Consider the following 18646-nt stretch of genomic DNA (forward strand, 5'->3'; position numbering starts at 1 on the left):
TGTCTCCCTTTCAGGTTGGGTTGCCTAACAACCAACAAGCGGGTGTTAATCCGCATCGACGTGCTCAAACTCGGTGGGGAGAACTCCTTCATCGGGTAGTCCGTCGCCGTGATAGCGACACAGAAATGGTGTTTCGCTCCCCTCTTGGCCGTATGCCATCAGATGATCGAGATCCAACACCTAGCCACTGTGGCCATAGTGGCGGTCCTCCTCGGGATAGTCGCCGAGATACTCGTCCTCCACGACGATGTGGTGCCCGTGTTTCTCGCTGTCCGCCAATTCATCGATTGCATCGCTCATGCTGTTGGCTTCGATGATCAGATACAATGACGAATAGCTTCCACCGATTTCGATCAACCACGTTTTGCCAAACCAGTCACCGGGATTCAGTACCGGGATGTCGGTCAGGTCGTGGCCATGCAGGTTGCCTGATGCTTTGATCTCGCTCATCGCTTGCTCCATTACAAATGGTTGGATTGCTGTTGATGTCGATCAAGCGGGTGTTATCCGTCCTCGCTGATGGCGAACGCTTCCTCATCGTCCGCATCAAGCTGGGCGAAATGATCAGATAATTGATCTGCATGGTATCGAGCGTCGTCTTCATCCCTGTGACGTATCAATTCGCCACGGAAGAGCATTCCATCGTCAGCGAGTGCATAACCAACGATGAATCGATTTGCGGTAAGTCGGAACAACAATGCCATTGAGCCGTCCGAGAACCGCTGAACGACTTCGGATCGACAGGCAAGAATCGTTTTGCCGCACCACGATGTGAGATGGATTTTACCCCTAGTTGATTTAGTGTAGGCGGTGAAACTGCGACCGACAACACTTGCTCCGATGGCGGCAAACTGGTTTCCTTCGTGGGAGATGATTCCGACCTCAACTTGTCCTGATCGAATACAACTGGTTTTCATTTTTGTTCTCGCTTGTTTTTTCGTCGCAGGCGGTTGGAACGAAGTGTTCCGTGGAAGCCGACTGCGACGAATATCAAGCGGGTGTTAATTACAACGGAATGACTTCATACTCCGTCGATTCACCGTGCTCGATGCGGTCACCAACAAACACTCGATCCGCATCAACCGGTGGCCGGATATCGAGATAGGCGTGCAAGCCTTGACGAGCGAGAATTGGCAACGGGACTGAGCGTTGCTTGTTTCCTTTGCCTTGCCTGAAGACAGCCGTGCCGCTTCTCACCCCGATCATCAGATCATTCAATTCCATTCCCACTAAATCACTGACTCGGCAGCCAGTAAACAGAAACAGGTTGAAAATCGCCTTCATCGGGCAGCCCCTCGCCGTGCCGTAGCTTCGTTGCCGACTCCTCGGCTAGAGTCTCTTCACTTTTCTCTGCTGTTGGACCGGTTTTGCGAGGCGGGAGTATCTTTCGAATTTTCCGCTTGTGACTATTGCCCCCCCCCCACGCATGGTAAAGTACCTCTCCAGTAGTGGACGCCACCGGTGCCGGATCTGGAGCGGGCCAACTTCCTAGACCTACAACAAGGAGAAGCGAGATGATGCGAACAATTCAATTGGCGGTGGCGTGCGTGGCAATGCTGGCCTTCACGGCGGGGCAGGTGCAGGCGGGGATAATCACTACCACTACGACATGGGATGGAACTAGTAGCATTAGTTCTTTCGGAGAACTAAATTCCGCCACCTATGGGCAGACATTCCTCGTGTCTGGCTCGGATGACGTTCTAGATAGCTGGACCTTTTTCCTGAACGATTCTCAGGATCCCGATTTCGTAGATTTTGCTTTTTACGTCATGGATTGGGATGCCGGAACGACTCGAGCGACGGGGTCCGTGCTTTACCAAAGTGCAGCAGTTTCAACAAGCAACAATGGCGGGTTTGGCGGCATGGAAGCGTTCACTTTCAATACAGGCGGATTGCAACTTACGTCTGGCAATGATTACATTGCATTTGTTAGTGCGACCGGCCTCTTTGATGGGAGTAACGGTACGGCTTCGGCAGGTTCACTGCTAGACGAGTCGGTGTATGCAGATGGTAGCTTTTTTTGGCAAAATAACGGTAATACGGCAGGCACTTGGGACACACAAGGGTGGTCATCTAATGGCAACTTTGGGGATCTAGCTTTTACAGCGACGTTTTCGGAATCGGGCATCTCGCCTGTTCCTGAACCCTCTTCGCTCGCTTTGTTCGGGTTTGGTGCGTGTGTCGCTGGTGCCGGTGCCGCCCGTCGCCGCCGACGTGAAAAACAGCAAGAAACCACGGCCTAATCTAGCCGACACAACAGGCAATCAAAGCGGGCGACCATTACGGTCGCCCGTTTTCAATGGTGCGATGGAAAATTTCAGCAGCACCGGACGCACCTGCGGCTTGGCCGCCTTCACGGCTTGCGTTGGGGCGGTTTCTTCGGTTTGGGCTGGGGCAACTTCGACAGACCTTCCACGGCCTTGCCGTCGTTCAGCCACAACCCTTCCAGAATCGCCAGCCATTCTTGAAACGTCATTATGTTCATGCCCGTCTATGCGTCGGTCGGAAACCCCGGTCAGTTGGTGTTCATGTAGATTGCCCGATGCTCCATTCCAAAAGTTGTATTGCTGTTGATATGGAACAAGCGGGTGTCAGATCGGGAGCACATCGAATTCGACGGATTCACCTTCAGCGATTTTCTCGATGGCTGAGAATGCCCTCATTTCACGTTCGATGGTCATTCGGCAAAGCGAGTTGAGCTTGCTGATAAAGACGATTGAAACCGGATGATTGTTGAGATCGCTGCCCAGCCCTGGCTGTCGGCGAGCGATGTGTACTACCAAATGGGCGAGTGCGGTTAGGCGACTGGGTGGACTGGAGACGCCTTCCATCACTGAGTCGCCGCATCTGTGTCCTATGAACCAACCCTGGAAATATTTCAACCCTCCATCGCAAGGCGGGGACAGGCTCGCTTGCTGAATGGGTTTTGACGAAACAGTTAACGCCGAATAACAGCAATGTGGGGCGACTTATGGGGTGACTTGCGAAAATCACATACTCCCTAAACCCTTTCTAGCAAAGAACTTGGCAGAAATGGCAGGGAGTCCTCGGGGGTGTACTTTTGTGGTCCTCCACAACCATCAGCAATCGTCAAAAGCCGGTTTTACCGGGCTTTTTTCGTTTTGCGACTTCTCTAGGGGGCTCCTGACTACGTTGTGATGGATCCCCCAATGGGATCCCCAGTAGGTCCCCGGCCAAATCGAAGTCCTCTTCGGCCGTTTGCAGATAATGCGTCTCCGCAATCGCACCACTGTGGCCGAACCAGTCGTTTAGGACGTGGTTGGCAAATCGACCAGAACGTTCCAGCTCCGTCCGCCGCGTCGAACGCAAACACATGAATGGCTTGGGCCACCTCTCCACACCGGCCAGGTCAGCGATTCGGTGCAGCTGCGACCTCAGATTCTGCTCCGTATGACGGTACCGATTAATCACGTAGTCAGTCGCTGGCACATCGACGCCCGGCTGACGGATATCCGCAAGATCCTCTAACTCGACTCGAAGCTCCGGGAACAAAGGGGCGCCGCGTTCACCTTTCCCCGCTCGTTTCGTCTTCGTAGCATGAATCTTGAACCGGCCACGCTCCCAGTTGATATCCGACCACCGGAGCCGAAGAACTTCCGAAGGGCAACGGAGACCTCCGTATCGAGCCAGGGAAAAAATTGCCCGCCACTCCTGGTCTGGGCAGGCTACGACGCCGAGGATCGCCAGTGTCAGGCACATAGCGATTGGTCGAATCTGGATCACGCGATTCATCGTCATTTCTCCATTGGTTAAAAACTCGGGCCAAGAGCGACTGCAGAGCACGCCTGAGACGAAACTTTTTAGCCCAAGCCAGGGTGATGAGCACAACCAACACGCTGCTTGTCGCAATCAAAGCTGTGGTCATACGGACCTCTATTGGCGAAAGGGGGTGAAAACGAAAAAAGCCCCGCCCTCCGGAAATCTCGTAATGAGATGACCGGAAGACGGGGCTGTGGACTCCAAATTGGAGTGCTGGAAGAGCTAAGTCTCCCCTAGTATTAGTGACACCAATCGGCCAAAAATTTAGCGGATCGTGGCTGCACTCGAATCACACGTGCCACGATTGCTATGCGGTAACAGCTTTAACGTTTCTTCAACGCCGGGATCACTTGGAGAGCCGACGCCATCATGGCCGCTCGCACGTCACCACCGCCAGAACGTGGTGGCGTCGGCCCTGCCCATTATTAGCCGGGTTTGTAAGCCAATTTCCCCCGTGGTCCGCCCCGAACCCGTTTCTCCACAAACGCCAGCAACAGCAACACCTTAGAGACCGGTGTAGGCATGGTGTTGGCATGTTTCGAGGGGGCTGGCCTGCTCCGTTTTTATGACCGCCAGCGTAAATACAGACATGAACATCATGACGTTTCAAGAATGGCTGGCGATTCGGGAAGGGTTGTGGCTGAACGACGGCAAGGCCGTGGAAGGTCTGTCGAAGTTGCCGCAGCCCAAACCGAAAACACCGCCCTACCACAACCCGCTCACGCAGGCCGTGAAGCCGGCAAAGCCGCAGGTACGTCCGGTGCTGCCGAAGTTTTCCACTGCAGCAAAGAAAAACGGACGACCGTGATGGTCGCCCGCATTGATTGCCTGCTAGTTCTGTAGGTCAGGTTACGCCGTGGCCTCTTGGAACTTCTCACGTCGTCGACGACTAGCGGCCCCAACACCCGCCACACACGCACCAATACCGAACAATGCGAGAGATGAGGGTTCGGGGACTGCTGCCGTAGAAGTCGCATCCAAAAACAAGTTATCCACTGCGAATGTTGAAAAACTGTGAGTCACTGCCCCAACATATCGTAACGTGAGCGTTTGGCCTACGAGCGGGGCTAGGTTGCCGGTAACGTCGACGTTGTACGACCGCCAACCTCCCGAATCGAAGGGCTCGCCCCCCGTACCAACGGCGAGACCGGTCGCAACCACGTTGGCGACGCTGATGTTCGTGAATGGCGTACCGTTAAGCACGATGTCCACAACCAGTGTCTGATCAGTAAGAAGGACTGGACCCAAATATTCCCACCCCCCTTCACCGTTGTAATCCCAGATCACGTCAAACGAAAGAGCATAAGTTGAAGCGGCTGGAACGACGAAATTCTGTGTCAGTTGGTAAGCGTTCCCTGCGTTCCAAGTTTGATATGCGAAATTGTCCCCCGTCGGCGCTGCAGGAAAATTCGTAAAGATAGAAGTGTTGTTATTCCCCGTTGGGGATCCAGTCGTGGCGATTCCATTGAGACTAGAACCGCCGGTGACAGTCCAGCCTGCCAGCCCCGTTTCGAAATCCCCATTGGTGTTAATAATCCCCGCCTGCACCTGCCCCGCCGTGGCGACCAGCACCGCCATGCACGCCACCGCCAATTGAATCGTTCGCATCACCTCGCTTCTCCTTGTTGTAGATCTAATAATGGGGCCCTCTCCCAATCCGGCAGTGATGGCGCTCACCACTGGAGTGGCAATCATACCAGCCTACAGAGGGGCTTCAACAGACAAGACCGAAAAAATCCGAAAGATTTTCCCGCTTCGCCAAACCGCTCCGACCGGGCCAGTGCGTGTAAAGTCTCTATATCTACAATCAGTGACGGCGGATCACCCTCGTTTCCGGCTTCGTTGCGAGCAATTAGTCCGTCAAGTGTCGTGAGTACGTTGTTCTCGCATACCCGACTCTACCACGATGGTGATGTGCTGCGTCTCGTTCGACGATGGAACCTGGATCTTCTGGCACGACGACTCACCGGTCCTAGTTACGTTCCCTGCTTTAGAGCCTGAGCAGTACGAGAGCGGCACGGTACATGAAATCGACGATTTGCTTGATGCTCCCGAAAGACTCTACGAGCTACCCGAAAAACGGATGGACGCGGTACGAGAACGGTACGTTCGAATAGTCTTGGGTTTTAGTGAATTCTGATTCGCACGCGAGCAACTGATATCTCGCGACACACAAAGTTGTGTTGCCCCGAACCTCATTGGCTCCTGGCTTTTCCAAGCTTTGGTTCGACCATACTCTGTGGATGCATATCATAGGCAGCCGCTTGTGTAGCTGGAGAGCTTGTTCCATCGGAGGTGATGCAATTTCGTCGAAATACTGTTCGGCCATCTTTTGCAAGACTGCTAGTTCAGCACGTTCGGTGGCACTAATTGAGCCAGTGATCTCACGATCGATCAATTCACACCGTCGATCGTCTTTAGCTTGTGTCCATTGCGAGTCGTCTCCGGTCGCATCGACTTCCTCGGCAACAAACCGTGTTACGGCGAGTTGGATCAGATGCCTAAAGTCCTGCCCGGATTTCCGTGCCGTGCCTGTTCTGCTTCGATTGCGTGCGTCAGATTGAGTGAAACTGTCTCAAGAAGTCTCGCTTTGTTCGACGAAATTTTCGATGGGTCTCGTGCTGAAGCCTGCGGGATGATTTTTCAAACGCTGGGGCGACCACGCCCCAGTCACCATTTCGTGCAAACAGGACAAGAACGTCGACAAGGCTTTTCGACCAGGAATTCTGAATGCGATGGTTCTTGCCAGTCGACTCGAACGTTTTGACCTGGATTCGATAAAACTTCGGACCGTCGGATATTAGCAAGTCTGTTTTATGACCGTGATCAAGCAACGGTGCGAAAACCTGCCATCCATCTTGCATCAACCAGCATGCCACCATGTTTTCAAACGAAATATTCTTCATCGTTTGATGGGTCTTTACAAGCGTTTTTGTTGACCGTCGGGGCACTGTTCTAGATCCAGCTAGCGGCTTATTCAGAACGACTATAAATCGCAGCTCGGAAATTTGGCTCGGGCAAAGATCTCTAGTGAGGAAAACGGTAGAAAAGAGAACGCGGTACCGTATCGGCTTCGAAAATTGAGAACTACTTTAAGATTGAACAGGCCTTGGTTGAGGCACTTGAGGAAGTTCGTCATCGACTCACTAACAACGTGAAGATACTCGAATTGGGGCGAAGCGAGATCGCCCGCGGCGCTGTCGAAACCCGAAAAACATTCGACAATTCGCAGCTCCTTCCCTTACCTGAATGTCAAACATTGACAAATAAGGTCGCGAACGCCAACTTTGTCTGATTACTTCGCGAGGAATCATTCTAGTGGCTAATTCACTCAATTTATCCCAGTCTGACGAGCTTCGGGCTTTCATCAACGAGAACTGCGGCGATGGAACCCTCTATGCAACTCCCAGCGAATAGGCTCGGGATGTTTTTCGGCAGGTGAATCGGAAGAAAGAGCCAGCCGAGACTTGCGATAAAATTCTATCCGGATACCAGGATGCAATCGAGGGACGCACCGTGGAATTCACCGGTGACCTACGCAAGGCCTTGAAAAAAATGCTCGATCGTGAGTCCAAAGAAATCCGCAAAGCTCGCCCTGACTCAGGCCGCTCTGGCGTCAATCAACGCGCTTGATCAGTGCTCCGTTGAGAATTGGGGCAAAAAAGTAGCGGGACGTTATCTCGATAATTTAGAAGACGGGCTGCTTGGAATCCAAGAACAGCCTGACCTGCTGCGATCGCAATCGAATTTCCATCCTGCTCTTTGCTTTTACCGAGTCAACAAGCTTCTCTTCGTCTGCGATCGACAAGCAAATTCCATCATTGTTCTGGCAGTCGTTCAGGCGACACAAGACATCCCAGTACGTTTGGCCGAACTCGAACCAACGCTGACGCAAGAAGTCGAGCTTATCCACAAGAAACGAGAAACAGCAAATCCCCAAAAGTAGCTATTGCAAGGAGGCGCTGCCATGTTGGTGAATTAAGCGGACCAGGGAATGTCGCAAAAGAGCACAAAAAAATCGTCAACGGACCTCTTGTTGACGCCCTGTTTTTGGCTGACACGTACTGCTTTCTCCTTGCGTTGATGCTACCACTGACAAAGCTTTCATTAGATACCAGACGGTTCGATTCGCTTTGAATTCAACTCAACATTCGACATATCGTCCTTTCCGCACAAGTAGTTGCATCGGTTTCTGCAATCGCTGGGGCCGTGCTGACCGTTCGCTTGCAACCGGAGGAGACCGGCAGCACCGCAACGGAAAACCCTGTGCCCCCGCCCAAGGCGGACAATTAGCCGAGATGTTAGCGAGCCGAAATTTGTTCCCGGCAGATCCTACGAACAAGCTAAGATGTGAGCTGAGCGTAACACGATGCGGCGTCTTGCCCCCTCGCGGTTGTTCGTGCGGCCTTTTTCTGGTCGCCCGGCGGTATGCTGGGATCGGTTGCTGATGGTGATGCGGCGACGGCAGAGCACGCGAGTGAATGATGAAATCAAAACTTAGGAACAGGATCCATCCCATGAGAACAAAACGTTCGTGCATTCAGTTCGCGCTGATGGTCTTCGTGTGGCTTCCGATCCTACTTGTCGTTGCGGTTCCCAGGACAAGCCTTGCGCTGGATATCTTTGTGTCCGTCGATGGGGGCGCCGATGCAGATGGCAGCTTGGCGAAACCGTACAGATCACTTCGCGCTGCGGTGCAGGCGGTCAGGGCCTCACGCGGCGAAGGCAATACGGAACCCGCCGTGATTTACCTGCGTGAGGGACGTCACCAATTAGACGAAACTCTGGTCTTGGGCCTGGAAGACGGTTCTCCTACGGCGGTCGCTGACGCAGCACTTCCGCAGTATGGCGTCGGTGATAAAACAGATCCTGCTTTCTTGACCTTTGCTGCCTATCAAGGTGAACACCCGGTTGTCAGTGCAGGAGTGCCGATCACCGGCTGGAAACGGTTGGAATCGCCGCCTGCGGATTTGCCAGCCAAAGCGGTTGGTCAGGTGTGGGTCGCAGACATGCCCGCGGGATTGGAAAGATTTTACACCCTCTACGATTCGCAAGGACGATTGAATCGTGCCAGAGGTGACGGATTTCTGCCGACCGAAAATGGAAACAACAGCACATTGCATTTTCCTGAAGGTGCTTTGAAAAACTGGGACAATCTTGAAGACGTAGAAATTCAGGTGCGGCCAGGTGTCGCCTACGAGATCAATATGCTCCCGCTTGAATCAGTCGACGAAACGACTGGTGTCGCACAAACTGGAGTGTCGGCTGCAGGGCGAATTGGATCGTTGCCTCCCTATCTATTGGGAATGATGGGGGACGATGCGGCTTCGGCATGGGTGGAGAATGTCCTGGGAAAACTTGACGAACCCGGGGAATGGATCGTCAACACGAAAACGCGCAAGATCTATTTATGGCCGGCCAATCCAGCAGCGGATGGGGCTCCGCAAGGAATCCTTGCGCCCGTAACCAGTGAACTGATTCGTGTGGAAGGAGAAATCGACCTAGAAGGCCCCACAGATACTCCGGTCCGTCGAATCGCGTTTTCAGGACTTACCTTTACCCATGCCGATCGATGGGCGTGGACGAGCAATGAAGAAGTTTCGGGCTGGGGATTGCAGCACTCCTGGGACATGTTCGACAAGCCGACTGCACTGCTTCGCTTCCGTGGGGCCGAAGACTGCGAAGTGTCCGATTGTCGATTTGTAAATTCCGGAGGTTCAGGGATCCGGCTGGACCTTCACGCCCAACGCAATCGGATCACCGACTCAGAGTTCGCTCATCTTGGCGAGGCAGGGATCCTGCTGGTCGGCTATGGAGTCGGCAGCAAAGACGTCAATCACCACAATGAAATTATCAACAACTACCTACATCACTTCAGTGAAATCACTTGGCAATCCCCGGGCTTTTGGGCCTGGCAAAGTGGGCACAACCGGATCGCGCACAACGAATTTGCATACAGTGGCTACTGTGCGGTGGTCATCAGCACACGCTCAGCCGGAAACAAAACCAGACCTCAAGGAACCGGCCAAGGAAATGGAGAAAGAAGACAGCGAGGTGCTCAAGGACAACGCGGTGCTCAAGGGGGAGGAGGCAAGCGAGGACGGGGTAATCGAGGACGGAGCTATGAAGGTTGGAAGCTTCGCGAAAAGCAACTCCATTCCCGTCACAACCTCTTTGAATACAACGAAATTTCGCATTCCGTTCAACGGCTTTCTGATGGGAACGGCGTTTACGTGTCCGGGACGGGAACGGGCAACATCATTCGCTACAACTACCTGCACGACAATCAGTCGCATTCGCTGCCGGCGGCTATCCGCTGTGATGATGACCAGCATGAGACGCTGATCTACGGAAATGTTCTCTATCGCAACGGCGGCCATGCGGCGGCAATCGCATCCAAAGGTGTCAACGACATCATCAACAATTTCATTGTTGACCAACGGGTGATGCCAAGGAACGGTTACATCAGCTTTGAATGGGTCCCGGTAACAGGGTCGAAAGTAAAGCGAAACATTATTATCTCTCATCCCGATGGCGGCCTTCCCCAATCCGAAAGGTTGCGTGCCGGCCAAACCACCGGCGGACCGAAGCTTGAATCCACGGAGATGGATTTCAACCTCTACTACCATCCCAAGGATCCAAACTGGGTGGATGAGCATCTAGCCAAGATGCGGGCGGTCGACAATGAGCAGGCAAGTCGTTTTGGCGATCCTCGGTTTGTGGACCCCGCGGGCGGCGATTTCAGTTTCCAGCCCGGCAGTCCGGCTTTGGCATTGGGGATTGAACCTTTGAACGTTTCCAAGATGGGGCGAGTGAACGATGATGCCTCCATCACCCCACATGAAGGGAAAAACTCTGATGACTAAATGCAATTTTGTAGTCGTTGTCTTTGCGTGCCTCTCGCTGGCTGCGATCGCCAGGGCAGAGGAAAACGTAGACGTAATCCAGCCGGTTGATCGTACCTTGATCAACAGCGATGGAAGCCGCTTCGTCCCCAAGGACTTCTATCCGAAGTTTAGCTGGCAGACCACGCCTCGCTATTTCATGTTTGGGGACAAGAGTCGTGTGCTCCGTCCAAAGCAAGTTCAGTTCATTGCTAAGCAAACCGATTTTCTTTGTATTGAAAAGTCACATGGGATGGAAGAACTTGGGGCTGCTGAGCTAGGAGCCAAGCATGAAGCGGCGGCCTTTAAGAAGGTCAATCCCGACATCAAGGTGTTGTTCTACTTCAATGCCGCCTTTGCTTGGCCGTATACTTCTTACAATAAAAACTTCACCAGTCGACGTATCGATGCGCATCCTGAACTTAAGAAGTTCCTGATCACCAACCCCAGGACGGGTGAACTTGTCAAGCGATTTGGGGTTGCGTTCTGTTACGACGTTTTGAACCCCGACTTCCGCAACTGGTGGGTGGAAACGGTTGCCAAGGGCGTTGCCGAATCCGGCACCGACGGTGTCTTCATTGACCAAATGCATGGCAACCTGATGTATCGCGATCGAAATACAGGACCCGAGGTTGAAAAGGCCATGGGGCAGATGATGGCGGCGCTTAAACAGAGGATGCCAGCCGATAAAATCCTACTAGCGAATAATGCTTATAGCGACGATGCCAAGCACGTCTATCCCGTCAGTGACGCGATCATGTTTGAAAACTATGCGAGTTCGAAGTCCAGTAAGGAAAGTCTGCTGGCGGAGTGGGGGCACATGCTGAAGAACGCGAAGGATGGAAAAATCTCCGTCTTTCGCCTAGGCGTTGAAGGAACCGGCCGAGGCAATATGAAACCCAACATGCCTGGACTGTCCCAGGAAAAACTGGAGTTCGCCCAGGCGTGCTATCTGATCGGCGCACAGCCGTATTCCTATTTCATGTACAGCTGGGGGTGGAAGCTGGGGACCGGAGCGTTGGTTGAGTATCCCGAACTGGAAAAACCACTCGGCCCACCAAAAGGGGCTTACAAACGCACCACACCCGATGGTTGGGAATTTACCCGTGATTTTGAACATGCCAGCGTTTGGGTGAACACGAAAACCAGGCAAGCCAAGATCACTTGGCGATAGAATGAAAATTTGGTCGACCAAGCCGAAACGGTAAAGTAAGGCATTGAATATGAGATGCACAGATATCTTCCGTGAAACTCTCCTGTCGACGGCGTTGATAGTCGGTTTGCCGACCTGTGTTTGTGCTCAGGAGGGGGAAACGACCGCGCCGCCTGACAAAGTCATCCAGTTGAATCCTGATGGCGTGACAGCGATCATTGCTTCAAGTGGAACATTGTCCGGCAACGCGAAGCGTCACTTCCGAAGTGGCAATGTGGTGCACGGTTTTGAGTCTCCGCAGGATACGGTGACCTGGACGGTCGATGTTCCGAAAGCAGATGATTACGTGATCGATGTGCTGCTGAGCAAGCTGGAGCCGACGCAACTGGAAGTGAGTTCGGGAGACTCGGTTCTGACCGCGCCGTCCATGATCAGGACCTGGGAGTATCGCCCATTTTTCTGGCGTCAGGAACTACCGGGCACATTGCATTTAAAGGCCGGTGTGAACCAGATCACCCTACGTCTGCCGGATGCAATCCCGGCAACAGCGTCCGCTGGAAAAAACGCCAACCAGTCGTCGCGCTTCGGCCAAGGGGTGACGGAGGAATTTCACCTGTTTTCCATCGAATTGGGAACCGCCGGTGCGCGTCAACGGCAAATGGAACGCGCCAAGGCGATTCGAGGCGATGTCTCGTGGATGATCGATGGCAAGTACGGCATCTTCGTCCACTGGTCATCCCAAAGCCGTGGATTCAACATCGACGAAAAGAGAGCCGAATGGTTCCAGAAGTCCGTGGAGATGTTCGATGTGACGGCTTTTGCGGATGCCATTGAGCGTACCGGTGCCGCATGGATCACTTTTACCGCGACACACCAAGGATTCTATTGGCCCGGGCCAAGCGCAGCCATCGACAAGGTTGCGCCGGGACGTACCGCCCATCGCGACCTGCTGGGCGAAATCATTGATGAACTGGACCAGCGGGGCATTCGCACGCTGTTTTATCTGCATACCGGCTACAACGGTTACGACCCCAAGGTGTGGCGGGAGGCGTTGGGCGCCAATGATGCCGACACCAAACGTTTCAGCGACAATATCGAGGCGATTCTTCGCGAATGCAGCCTCCGCTATGGCGAGAAGCTGATGGGATTCGGCTACATGGATGGGGCACTTGCCTGGGACTATCCCCTCAGGCCATCCTGGGAAGGCTGGGCTCGCGCGATCAAAGCAGGCAATCCCAATGCCATCGTGGGGCTCAGTTCCAACCGGGGCCCGTCCGTCAGTCCGTTCAGTGAATTGGCCGTCACCGATGGTGGGAGTGAATTACGCCAGGTCGATCCACAGTTGATCGGTCCCGGAAAGCAATTGGGGGATGTTTCTCCGGCATGGTGGTGCCTGATGGACCAGGGCGGTTGGTTCCAGAATCAGCCGATGAAAGGCCGCTACGGCCCCGGACCAGTACATTCGACAGAGGCGTACGTTGACTTCTTCAAACGGATGGCAGAGGCCAAGGTTCCCGTGACCATCAACCTGATCATGACCGCCGATGTTACCGATGACCATCCGATCTTTAACCCCGAATGCATGGCGGTCATGGAAGAAGTCCGCAAGGCCATACGTGGGAAATAGACAATGATCCGATTTCCAAGGTTCCCGTGGTTAGAGTCGAGCGTTTTTGCACGGTCGCCTTTCGCTCGGGACGTGAAAAGAATAGGTAACGATTTCCGGGCAGGCTCCTCCCGTTTGTTTCCGCCGGACTTGTCCCCGGTCCGGGGCAACAACTGGCAGCTACCTCAATGCCTCACCCTACTCAATCCTTCTCCGCGGGCCCCGCATTTCGATCGCACAAGAGGGTAGCTGCCAGTTGTGAGCCCGCCGGGGTAAACTCGGAAACGGAACTCTTTTACCAGCATGCGAGGTAGGAGGGTCGGTGCTATAAAACTCAGCCAAAGCGAGGCGGAAGCGATTCGGAGGTCGCCAATCCCTCACATATCGATTTCACGACCCGAGCGGTAGGCAACCTATAATAAGCCGACAGTCTACAAGCGTCGGCGTGTTGTAGGCCGATTGCATTTTCGCATTTTTACTCAGCGCGGAAGTGGGACAAACCTCCGCGGTAAGCGAAACAGTACAAATTTCGTCGGTCCCAAGGAGCGAAGCGGGATGAACGATTGGCAGCATCGGTATCTCTACCGCAGCGCCGTTCGAGCAAACCGGACTGGCCGAAGATGAAGCAACCGCCGCGAGTTTACGACAATGCAAGCTGACGTCGGTGTCCGGGCAACGCACGTACCTGCGCCGGTGTCGGCAAACGGAGGGTGCGTCGGCGTTCGGGACCGAAGGCAATTCCCCGGTCTTCCACGAGCTCTCGGCTTGTCCAACTTCAGCGTGGGAAGATCAGTTGCATCGGTCTGATAAGACAGTTCTGACGGATCGAAGCAGCGAGAAAAGAGAGTTCTTCCAAGGGGCATAACCTTGTCGGCAGCGACCGCGTTAACTGTTTCGGGTTACAATAAAACGGCCCTAATTGACATCGGCGTCCCGCTTAATCCACCAATGAGTCAATACCTTGCTAGACGACTTTGATTTTTTCGGCGATGTAAGTGGATCCAACAATTCCATTGGCTGTGTAGGGCTAATGATCACATTCGCCATCGCTGCTCTACTATTCATCATCATTTCGGCTTGGATGTCGTGAGAGCGTTTTCGTCTTGCTGAGATTGCTTGGGCCGAGGCGAATTTGACTACAGACACTCGGGCATCGGCCGCCGGAATATTTTTTGACAGGTCGTGGGATCATCTACCAAAGCAGCCACGAGGGAAATCTGAATCCGCTGAAGTTGGACAAACCTTAGTGGCCAGATAGAGGCTTCCACTTACTTCAGCCTGCGGCCCGTCGCGCTTCGATCTTCCGAAGGAAACCGCTCGTCGTATTTGATTTGCGGCGAGCTGTTTCTCTCTAACTGGCGGCGATTGTGGCATTGGACTCCTTTCGTATCGCAACTTCAAACGGTTCTTGCATTTTGGCAACTTAACGCTCCCCGCTAATACGTGCTCTACGATTTGCTGACCGCTCCGGCGGAGACCCGCGATCTGGCGATTGTTACGCAACATGCGGCGACCCTATCGAAAGAGAAACTTCAACTCGCCTCTCGCGAGCTATCAGGAACGCTCCGTTGCTGAACCCGTACAATGCATCATTCAACGCGGGCCGATAGCAGCCTTGCGGGCCACGCAGTTGGAACCGTCGTCAAGAACACAATAGGGTTAACGATTAATGCCGGCTACTTTTGCATCCACGGGCGTTTTTCTTAGCGGATCGGCGCAAGCCGACCGGCAAAGTTATTGTGTTTGCAAAACGATTGCTGGACGGCTCGCGCCGTTCCGCTAAGAAAGGAGATGGCAACCGAGTCAACTCGCACGGGCCGTCAAACATCCGCAGTGCATCCGTAACGATTCGGACGGGCGATCGTTGAAGCTTGCAGAATGGCGGTCTGTGAGACCGCTTGATCATTTGGTGGGTGCAATAACCGTAGCCGATCCAGCCCCGATCTTGCTGTCTCAAATCCTGGAAAACGAACCTGAAAATGACTCACCCTCCAACGCTATTTCGGATTACTTTGGCATGCGTGCTCGGTTCTTCTTTGCTAAACGGTTCGTCGTTGGCGGCCAGCGATGTGACTTGGCCCGGTTTCCTCGGCCCGCAACGCGACGGCTGGGTCGATCATTTTGAGCCGCCTGCTGAGTGGCCGAAATCGCTAACCAAGGTGTGGCAGGTGGATGTTGGCACGGGATACGGGTCTCCGCTGGTGGCCGATGATCGCGTTTATCAGCACGCTCGCCAGGGGAATGACGAAGTGTTGCAGTGTTTGGAACTGCCTACGGGAAAGCAGATTTGGAAGCAGACTCACGTGGTTCCTTTCAAAGCCTCGTCGGGTGGTGAGCGACATGGAGATGGCCCGAAGTCATCCCCCATCATCGCCGACGGCCGAATCTTCACCTTGAGCAGCCTTGGTGAAATTTCTGCATGGGACGCGGAGTCGGGCGATCTGTTGTGGCGCCGTGACTACCGGAAACGCTTCCCGCAAAATCACCCTAACTGGGGCGCCTCCACTTCGCCAATTGTTGACGGGGATCGCGTGATCGCTCACGTTGGCAATGACGACGAAGGAGCATTGATTGCTTTGGACGTGAAAACGGGCGACGAAATTTGGAGTCAGGGCAATGATGGAGCTGCCTATTCGTCGCCGTTGGCTGTCGAAATTCATGGTGTCCGCCAGATCGTTGATTGGAACCATCGTGCCCTTGTGGGTGTGGACCGTGACTCGGGTGTGGCGTTGTGGGAGTTCCCCCTACCGCAATACACCAGCAACCAAAATATGCCGACGCCGACGTTGCACAACGGGCGGATTCTATTGGGCGGCGAGAATCGAGGCATCTATGGTCTGGAACCAGAGATGAAAGACGGCAAGTGGTCGGTAAAGGAACGTTGGTTCCAAAAAGACGTCGCTTTGGACATGAGTACCGCCGTGATCAACGGAGACCTGTTGTTTGGGTTCTCGCACTACAAGAAGGGGCAACTGTTCTGCCTGGACACCGCGACCGGTGAAGTGCTGTGGCAGGGGCCGGGACGAACGGGAGCTAACGTGGCGTTCCTGTCGATTCCGGACCACGTTGTCGCCTTGCTGGACAATGGGCAACTGCAGGTGATCAAGGCCACCGACGGTGCTCTTGAAGAAGTCGCCAGTTACCAGGTCGCCGATAGCCCCACATGGGCACCGCCAGTACTGTTGAAGAACGGTCTCCTGATCAAGGATCAGACAAGTTTAGCGTTGTGGTCGTTCGAATAGCACAGCCTTTCGATCGGTGAGTGCCCGAAAAGCTTTACCGTTCGACCGCGTGGGACGTGAAATGTATTGGTGACGTATTGCCGGCCTCTGCGCTCTCTGGCGAGCGTCGCTAACGTGCCTGCCGTCGCTACCGTCGCCAGACGGTGGTCTCCACTCGGCAACCGTCCCTTATTGATTTCACGTCCCTTGCAGCCGTCTGTCAAAATGATTGTTGCACGCCAAATCAGCAACCAACGTTCACACCGGCAACACGCCGCCGGTCGACGGACTCTTGTTTCCGCTACAGACAGCAGAATCAAGGGCTCAACGCTTTCTCGAACTCGACGCGGAATCGGTCGAAGGCTTCGATTTGAGGCATGTGGCCAAGACCCTCCAGTTCAAACAGTTGGCTATTCTCAATAGCCGCCGCAGTCTGCTTGCCCAGATTCTGATACTGGCCCAATTCTCGCTCGACGCCCGGTTTCATCCAACCACGTCCTGGCCCAGTTCGATCGCGAGTTCCGATAATCAGCCGCGTGGGAGCCGTGATGTCGGCCCATTCGTTGCACACGGGTTGCGAGAAAATCATGTCGTAGGTCATTGCGTTGTTCCAAGCGACTCGCTCCCAATCGGGCCCGTTAATCCAACCGACGTGAATCTTTATCAATTCGTCATACGCCGGATCCCATTTGCCGTCGTAGTAGTTTTTCAGCTGATACGCCTTGATGCCAGCAGGTGTATTTTTGATTTCGTTCTGGTAGAAGAATTGCACATCTTTGTACTGCACAAATTTCAAATAGTCTTCCAGACCAATCGGATTCACCAGAATCAAACGCGTGACATCACTCTGGAACATCAGCGTGTATCGCGTTGCCAACATGCCCCCCATCGAGTGTCCGACGATGATCGGCTTGTCGATTCCAAGCGATTCTATCAATAGCCGCGTGTTGTGCGCGAGCTGCGGAAAACCGAATTGGTAGTAGGCAGGTTTGGACGATTTGCCAAAGCCGATTTGATCGGGAATCAAGACAGAATAGCCTTTCGACTGCAAAAACTTCGCCGTCTGTTCCCAGTACGAACCGGAGAAATTCTTGCCATGCAGCAAGACAACCGTCGGCATCGCATCAGAACCTTTTAAATGCATATAGGCCATCTGTAATGTTTGTCGCTGCGAGACGAATTCAAACGTCTGAACGGGGAACGGATAGGGATACTCATCCAGTTGGTCATTGTATGACGGCGATTCTTGACCGACCGCCACCACCGACGTCAGTACCATCACAATCAGACTGGCAAGGACGCATCGAATACTTTGATTCATTTGAAGTTTTCCTAAGGCTGCACGTTCATATCAACTCGAAAGTAAACACCACCGAACGGGTTCGTCCGACGTTTGGGGCACTGGCCTTTTCGGTCTAAAGACCGCACATTCCCCGGCACCGTCATCGCGCACTCACTTCTCTTCTCTTCTTGCACGGTAGCAGAGTTCCGTCGCAGGATCCGCTGCCTCCCCCGACGACGATGACCAAGCCAGACAAAATTTGAAGAAAAATCCGCAGAGAGTGCTATCGGCTCTGGTTTTCTGTACGGCACAACGATTCTCGCCTTAGCTGTACACAATGGCCGCGAGAATTCCAATCGAGAAGATGTGCCGTTTCCAAGTCTCCATGCTTGTTTCAAAATCGGTTTTGCCTAACGCGCAAGGTGGCGGGCCTAGCGTATGCACCGTCATTGAATTAGCGCGAAGGTGGCACTCGGTCCATCAAAGACCCTGTTGCCATCACCTCCATAAAACGAACAGACAAACGGCACACAACACGTTAGGGTCGAGCGGTTTTGATAGTCGCCTTTCGCTCGGAACGTGAAATCAATAAATGACGGATTTCGAGGTAGTCACTAAGCACGCTCGCCAGAGCGTGCTTAGGCTGCAACAACCACCGTCTAATTGCGCAGGCACGCTCGCAGAGCGTAGGCAGCCCGGCAATGCGTCACTATTAGATTT

15 protein-coding genes are annotated in these 18646 nt (G+C 53.7%); 7 read left to right on the top strand and 8 right to left on the bottom strand.

All coding sequences use genetic code 11. The features are described 5' to 3' along the window. Positions 1-180: 180 nt before the first annotated feature. The 3 genes from FF011L_RS13940 to FF011L_RS13950 all read right to left on the bottom strand — a co-directional run bounded on the left by FF011L_RS13940 (position 181) and on the right by FF011L_RS13950 (position 1284). Complete coding sequence (locus FF011L_RS13940; protein WP_218932618.1) at positions 181-450, bottom strand: hypothetical protein; 270 nt, start codon at positions 448-450, stop codon at positions 181-183. A gap of 53 nt (positions 451-503) precedes the next feature. After that, positions 504-917: a hypothetical protein gene (locus FF011L_RS13945; RefSeq protein ID WP_145352226.1), complete on the bottom strand. Its 414-nt coding sequence runs from the start codon at positions 915-917 to the stop codon at positions 504-506. Positions 918-1005: 88 nt separating this feature from the next. Continuing rightward, positions 1006-1284, bottom strand: coding sequence for a tyrosine-type recombinase/integrase (locus FF011L_RS13950; protein ID WP_145352227.1), 279 nt, complete (start codon positions 1282-1284; stop codon positions 1006-1008). 230 nt (positions 1285-1514) lie between these two features. On the opposite strand from FF011L_RS13950, the gene FF011L_RS13955 reads away from it, so the two are divergent. Then, complete coding sequence (locus tag FF011L_RS13955; RefSeq protein WP_218932619.1) at positions 1515-2243, top strand: PEP-CTERM sorting domain-containing protein; 729 nt, start codon at positions 1515-1517, stop codon at positions 2241-2243. Between the two features lie 110 nt (positions 2244-2353). On the opposite strand, the gene FF011L_RS27040 is transcribed toward FF011L_RS13955, so the two are convergent. Continuing rightward, positions 2354-2476: a hypothetical protein gene (locus FF011L_RS27040; protein ID WP_261342504.1), complete on the bottom strand. Its 123-nt coding sequence runs from the start codon at positions 2474-2476 to the stop codon at positions 2354-2356. A gap of 614 nt (positions 2477-3090) precedes the next feature. After that, a complete protein-coding gene (locus tag FF011L_RS13960; RefSeq protein WP_246109406.1) occupies positions 3091-3753 on the bottom strand; it encodes a site-specific integrase in 663 nt (220 codons plus the stop codon). 616 nt (positions 3754-4369) lie between these two features. Here FF011L_RS13960 and FF011L_RS13965 point away from each other — a divergent pair. Then, positions 4370-4588 carry a hypothetical protein gene (locus tag FF011L_RS13965; RefSeq protein ID WP_145352229.1) on the top strand — a complete coding sequence of 73 codons (219 nt, stop codon included), beginning with the start codon at positions 4370-4372 and terminating at the stop codon, positions 4586-4588. Between the two features lie 41 nt (positions 4589-4629). On the opposite strand, the gene FF011L_RS13970 is transcribed toward FF011L_RS13965, so the two are convergent. Together FF011L_RS13970 and FF011L_RS13980 are read right to left on the bottom strand one after the other, a co-directional pair. Beyond that, complete coding sequence (locus tag FF011L_RS13970; RefSeq protein ID WP_218932620.1) at positions 4630-5388, bottom strand: PEP-CTERM sorting domain-containing protein; 759 nt, start codon at positions 5386-5388, stop codon at positions 4630-4632. A gap of 947 nt (positions 5389-6335) precedes the next feature. Then, positions 6336-6686: a group I intron-associated PD-(D/E)XK endonuclease gene (locus tag FF011L_RS13980; RefSeq protein ID WP_145352231.1), complete on the bottom strand. Its 351-nt coding sequence runs from the start codon at positions 6684-6686 to the stop codon at positions 6336-6338. A 659-nt stretch (positions 6687-7345) separates the two neighbouring features. On the opposite strand from FF011L_RS13980, the gene FF011L_RS13985 reads away from it, so the two are divergent. From FF011L_RS13985 to FF011L_RS14005, 5 genes are all read left to right on the top strand, one after another. Then, a complete protein-coding gene (locus FF011L_RS13985; protein WP_218932621.1) occupies positions 7346-7726 on the top strand; it encodes a type II toxin-antitoxin system RelE/ParE family toxin in 381 nt (126 codons plus the stop codon). 571 nt (positions 7727-8297) lie between these two features. After that, positions 8298-10646 carry a right-handed parallel beta-helix repeat-containing protein gene (locus FF011L_RS13990; RefSeq protein WP_246109407.1) on the top strand — a complete coding sequence of 783 codons (2349 nt, stop codon included), beginning with the start codon at positions 8298-8300 and terminating at the stop codon, positions 10644-10646. Then, entirely contained in the window at positions 10639-11838 is a 1200-nt protein-coding gene (locus tag FF011L_RS13995; protein WP_145352233.1) for a putative glycoside hydrolase, read from the top strand. Before FF011L_RS13990 ends, FF011L_RS13995 begins: the two co-directional genes overlap by 8 nt. 169 nt (positions 11839-12007) lie before the next feature. Beyond that, positions 12008-13444: an alpha-L-fucosidase gene (locus FF011L_RS14000; protein ID WP_218932622.1), complete on the top strand. Its 1437-nt coding sequence runs from the start codon at positions 12008-12010 to the stop codon at positions 13442-13444. 1958 nt (positions 13445-15402) lie between these two features. Beyond that, a complete protein-coding gene (locus FF011L_RS14005; protein WP_145352235.1) occupies positions 15403-16665 on the top strand; it encodes a PQQ-like beta-propeller repeat protein in 1263 nt (420 codons plus the stop codon). 295 nt (positions 16666-16960) lie between these two features. Here the strand turns inward: FF011L_RS14005 and FF011L_RS14010 are convergent, their stop codons facing one another. Next, entirely contained in the window at positions 16961-17965 is a 1005-nt protein-coding gene (locus FF011L_RS14010; RefSeq protein ID WP_145352236.1) for an alpha/beta fold hydrolase, read from the bottom strand. Positions 17966-18646: the final 681 nt, after the last annotated feature.

The organism is Roseimaritima multifibrata, assembly GCF_007741495.1.
Taxonomy (GTDB): Bacteria; Planctomycetota; Planctomycetia; order Pirellulales; family Pirellulaceae; genus Roseimaritima; species Roseimaritima multifibrata.

What these genes read in the sequence shown, in the direction of transcription:
- FF011L_RS13940 (WP_218932618.1), bottom strand. Translation starts at nt 450, where the DNA reads ATGAGCGAGATCAAAGCATCAGGCAACCTGCATGGCCACGACCTGACC.
- FF011L_RS13955 (WP_218932619.1), top strand. Translation starts at nt 1,515, where the DNA reads ATGATGCGAACAATTCAATTGGCGGTGGCGTGCGTGGCAATGCTGGCC.
- FF011L_RS13980 (WP_145352231.1), bottom strand. Translation starts at nt 6,686, where the DNA reads ATGAAGAATATTTCGTTTGAAAACATGGTGGCATGCTGGTTGATGCAA.
- FF011L_RS14010 (WP_145352236.1), bottom strand. Translation starts at nt 17,965, where the DNA reads ATGAATCAAAGTATTCGATGCGTCCTTGCCAGTCTGATTGTGATGGTA.
- FF011L_RS13995 (WP_145352233.1), top strand. Translation starts at nt 10,639, where the DNA reads ATGACTAAATGCAATTTTGTAGTCGTTGTCTTTGCGTGCCTCTCGCTG.
- FF011L_RS13965 (WP_145352229.1), top strand. Translation starts at nt 4,370, where the DNA reads ATGAACATCATGACGTTTCAAGAATGGCTGGCGATTCGGGAAGGGTTG.
- FF011L_RS27040 (WP_261342504.1), bottom strand. Translation starts at nt 2,476, where the DNA reads ATGACGTTTCAAGAATGGCTGGCGATTCTGGAAGGGTTGTGGCTGAAC.
- FF011L_RS13990 (WP_246109407.1), top strand. Translation starts at nt 8,298, where the DNA reads ATGAGAACAAAACGTTCGTGCATTCAGTTCGCGCTGATGGTCTTCGTG.
- FF011L_RS13945 (WP_145352226.1), bottom strand. Translation starts at nt 917, where the DNA reads ATGAAAACCAGTTGTATTCGATCAGGACAAGTTGAGGTCGGAATCATC.
- FF011L_RS13970 (WP_218932620.1), bottom strand. Translation starts at nt 5,388, where the DNA reads ATGCGAACGATTCAATTGGCGGTGGCGTGCATGGCGGTGCTGGTCGCC.
- FF011L_RS13960 (WP_246109406.1), bottom strand. Translation starts at nt 3,753, where the DNA reads ATGAATCGCGTGATCCAGATTCGACCAATCGCTATGTGCCTGACACTG.
- FF011L_RS13950 (WP_145352227.1), bottom strand. Translation starts at nt 1,284, where the DNA reads ATGAAGGCGATTTTCAACCTGTTTCTGTTTACTGGCTGCCGAGTCAGT.
- FF011L_RS14005 (WP_145352235.1), top strand. Translation starts at nt 15,403, where the DNA reads ATGACTCACCCTCCAACGCTATTTCGGATTACTTTGGCATGCGTGCTC.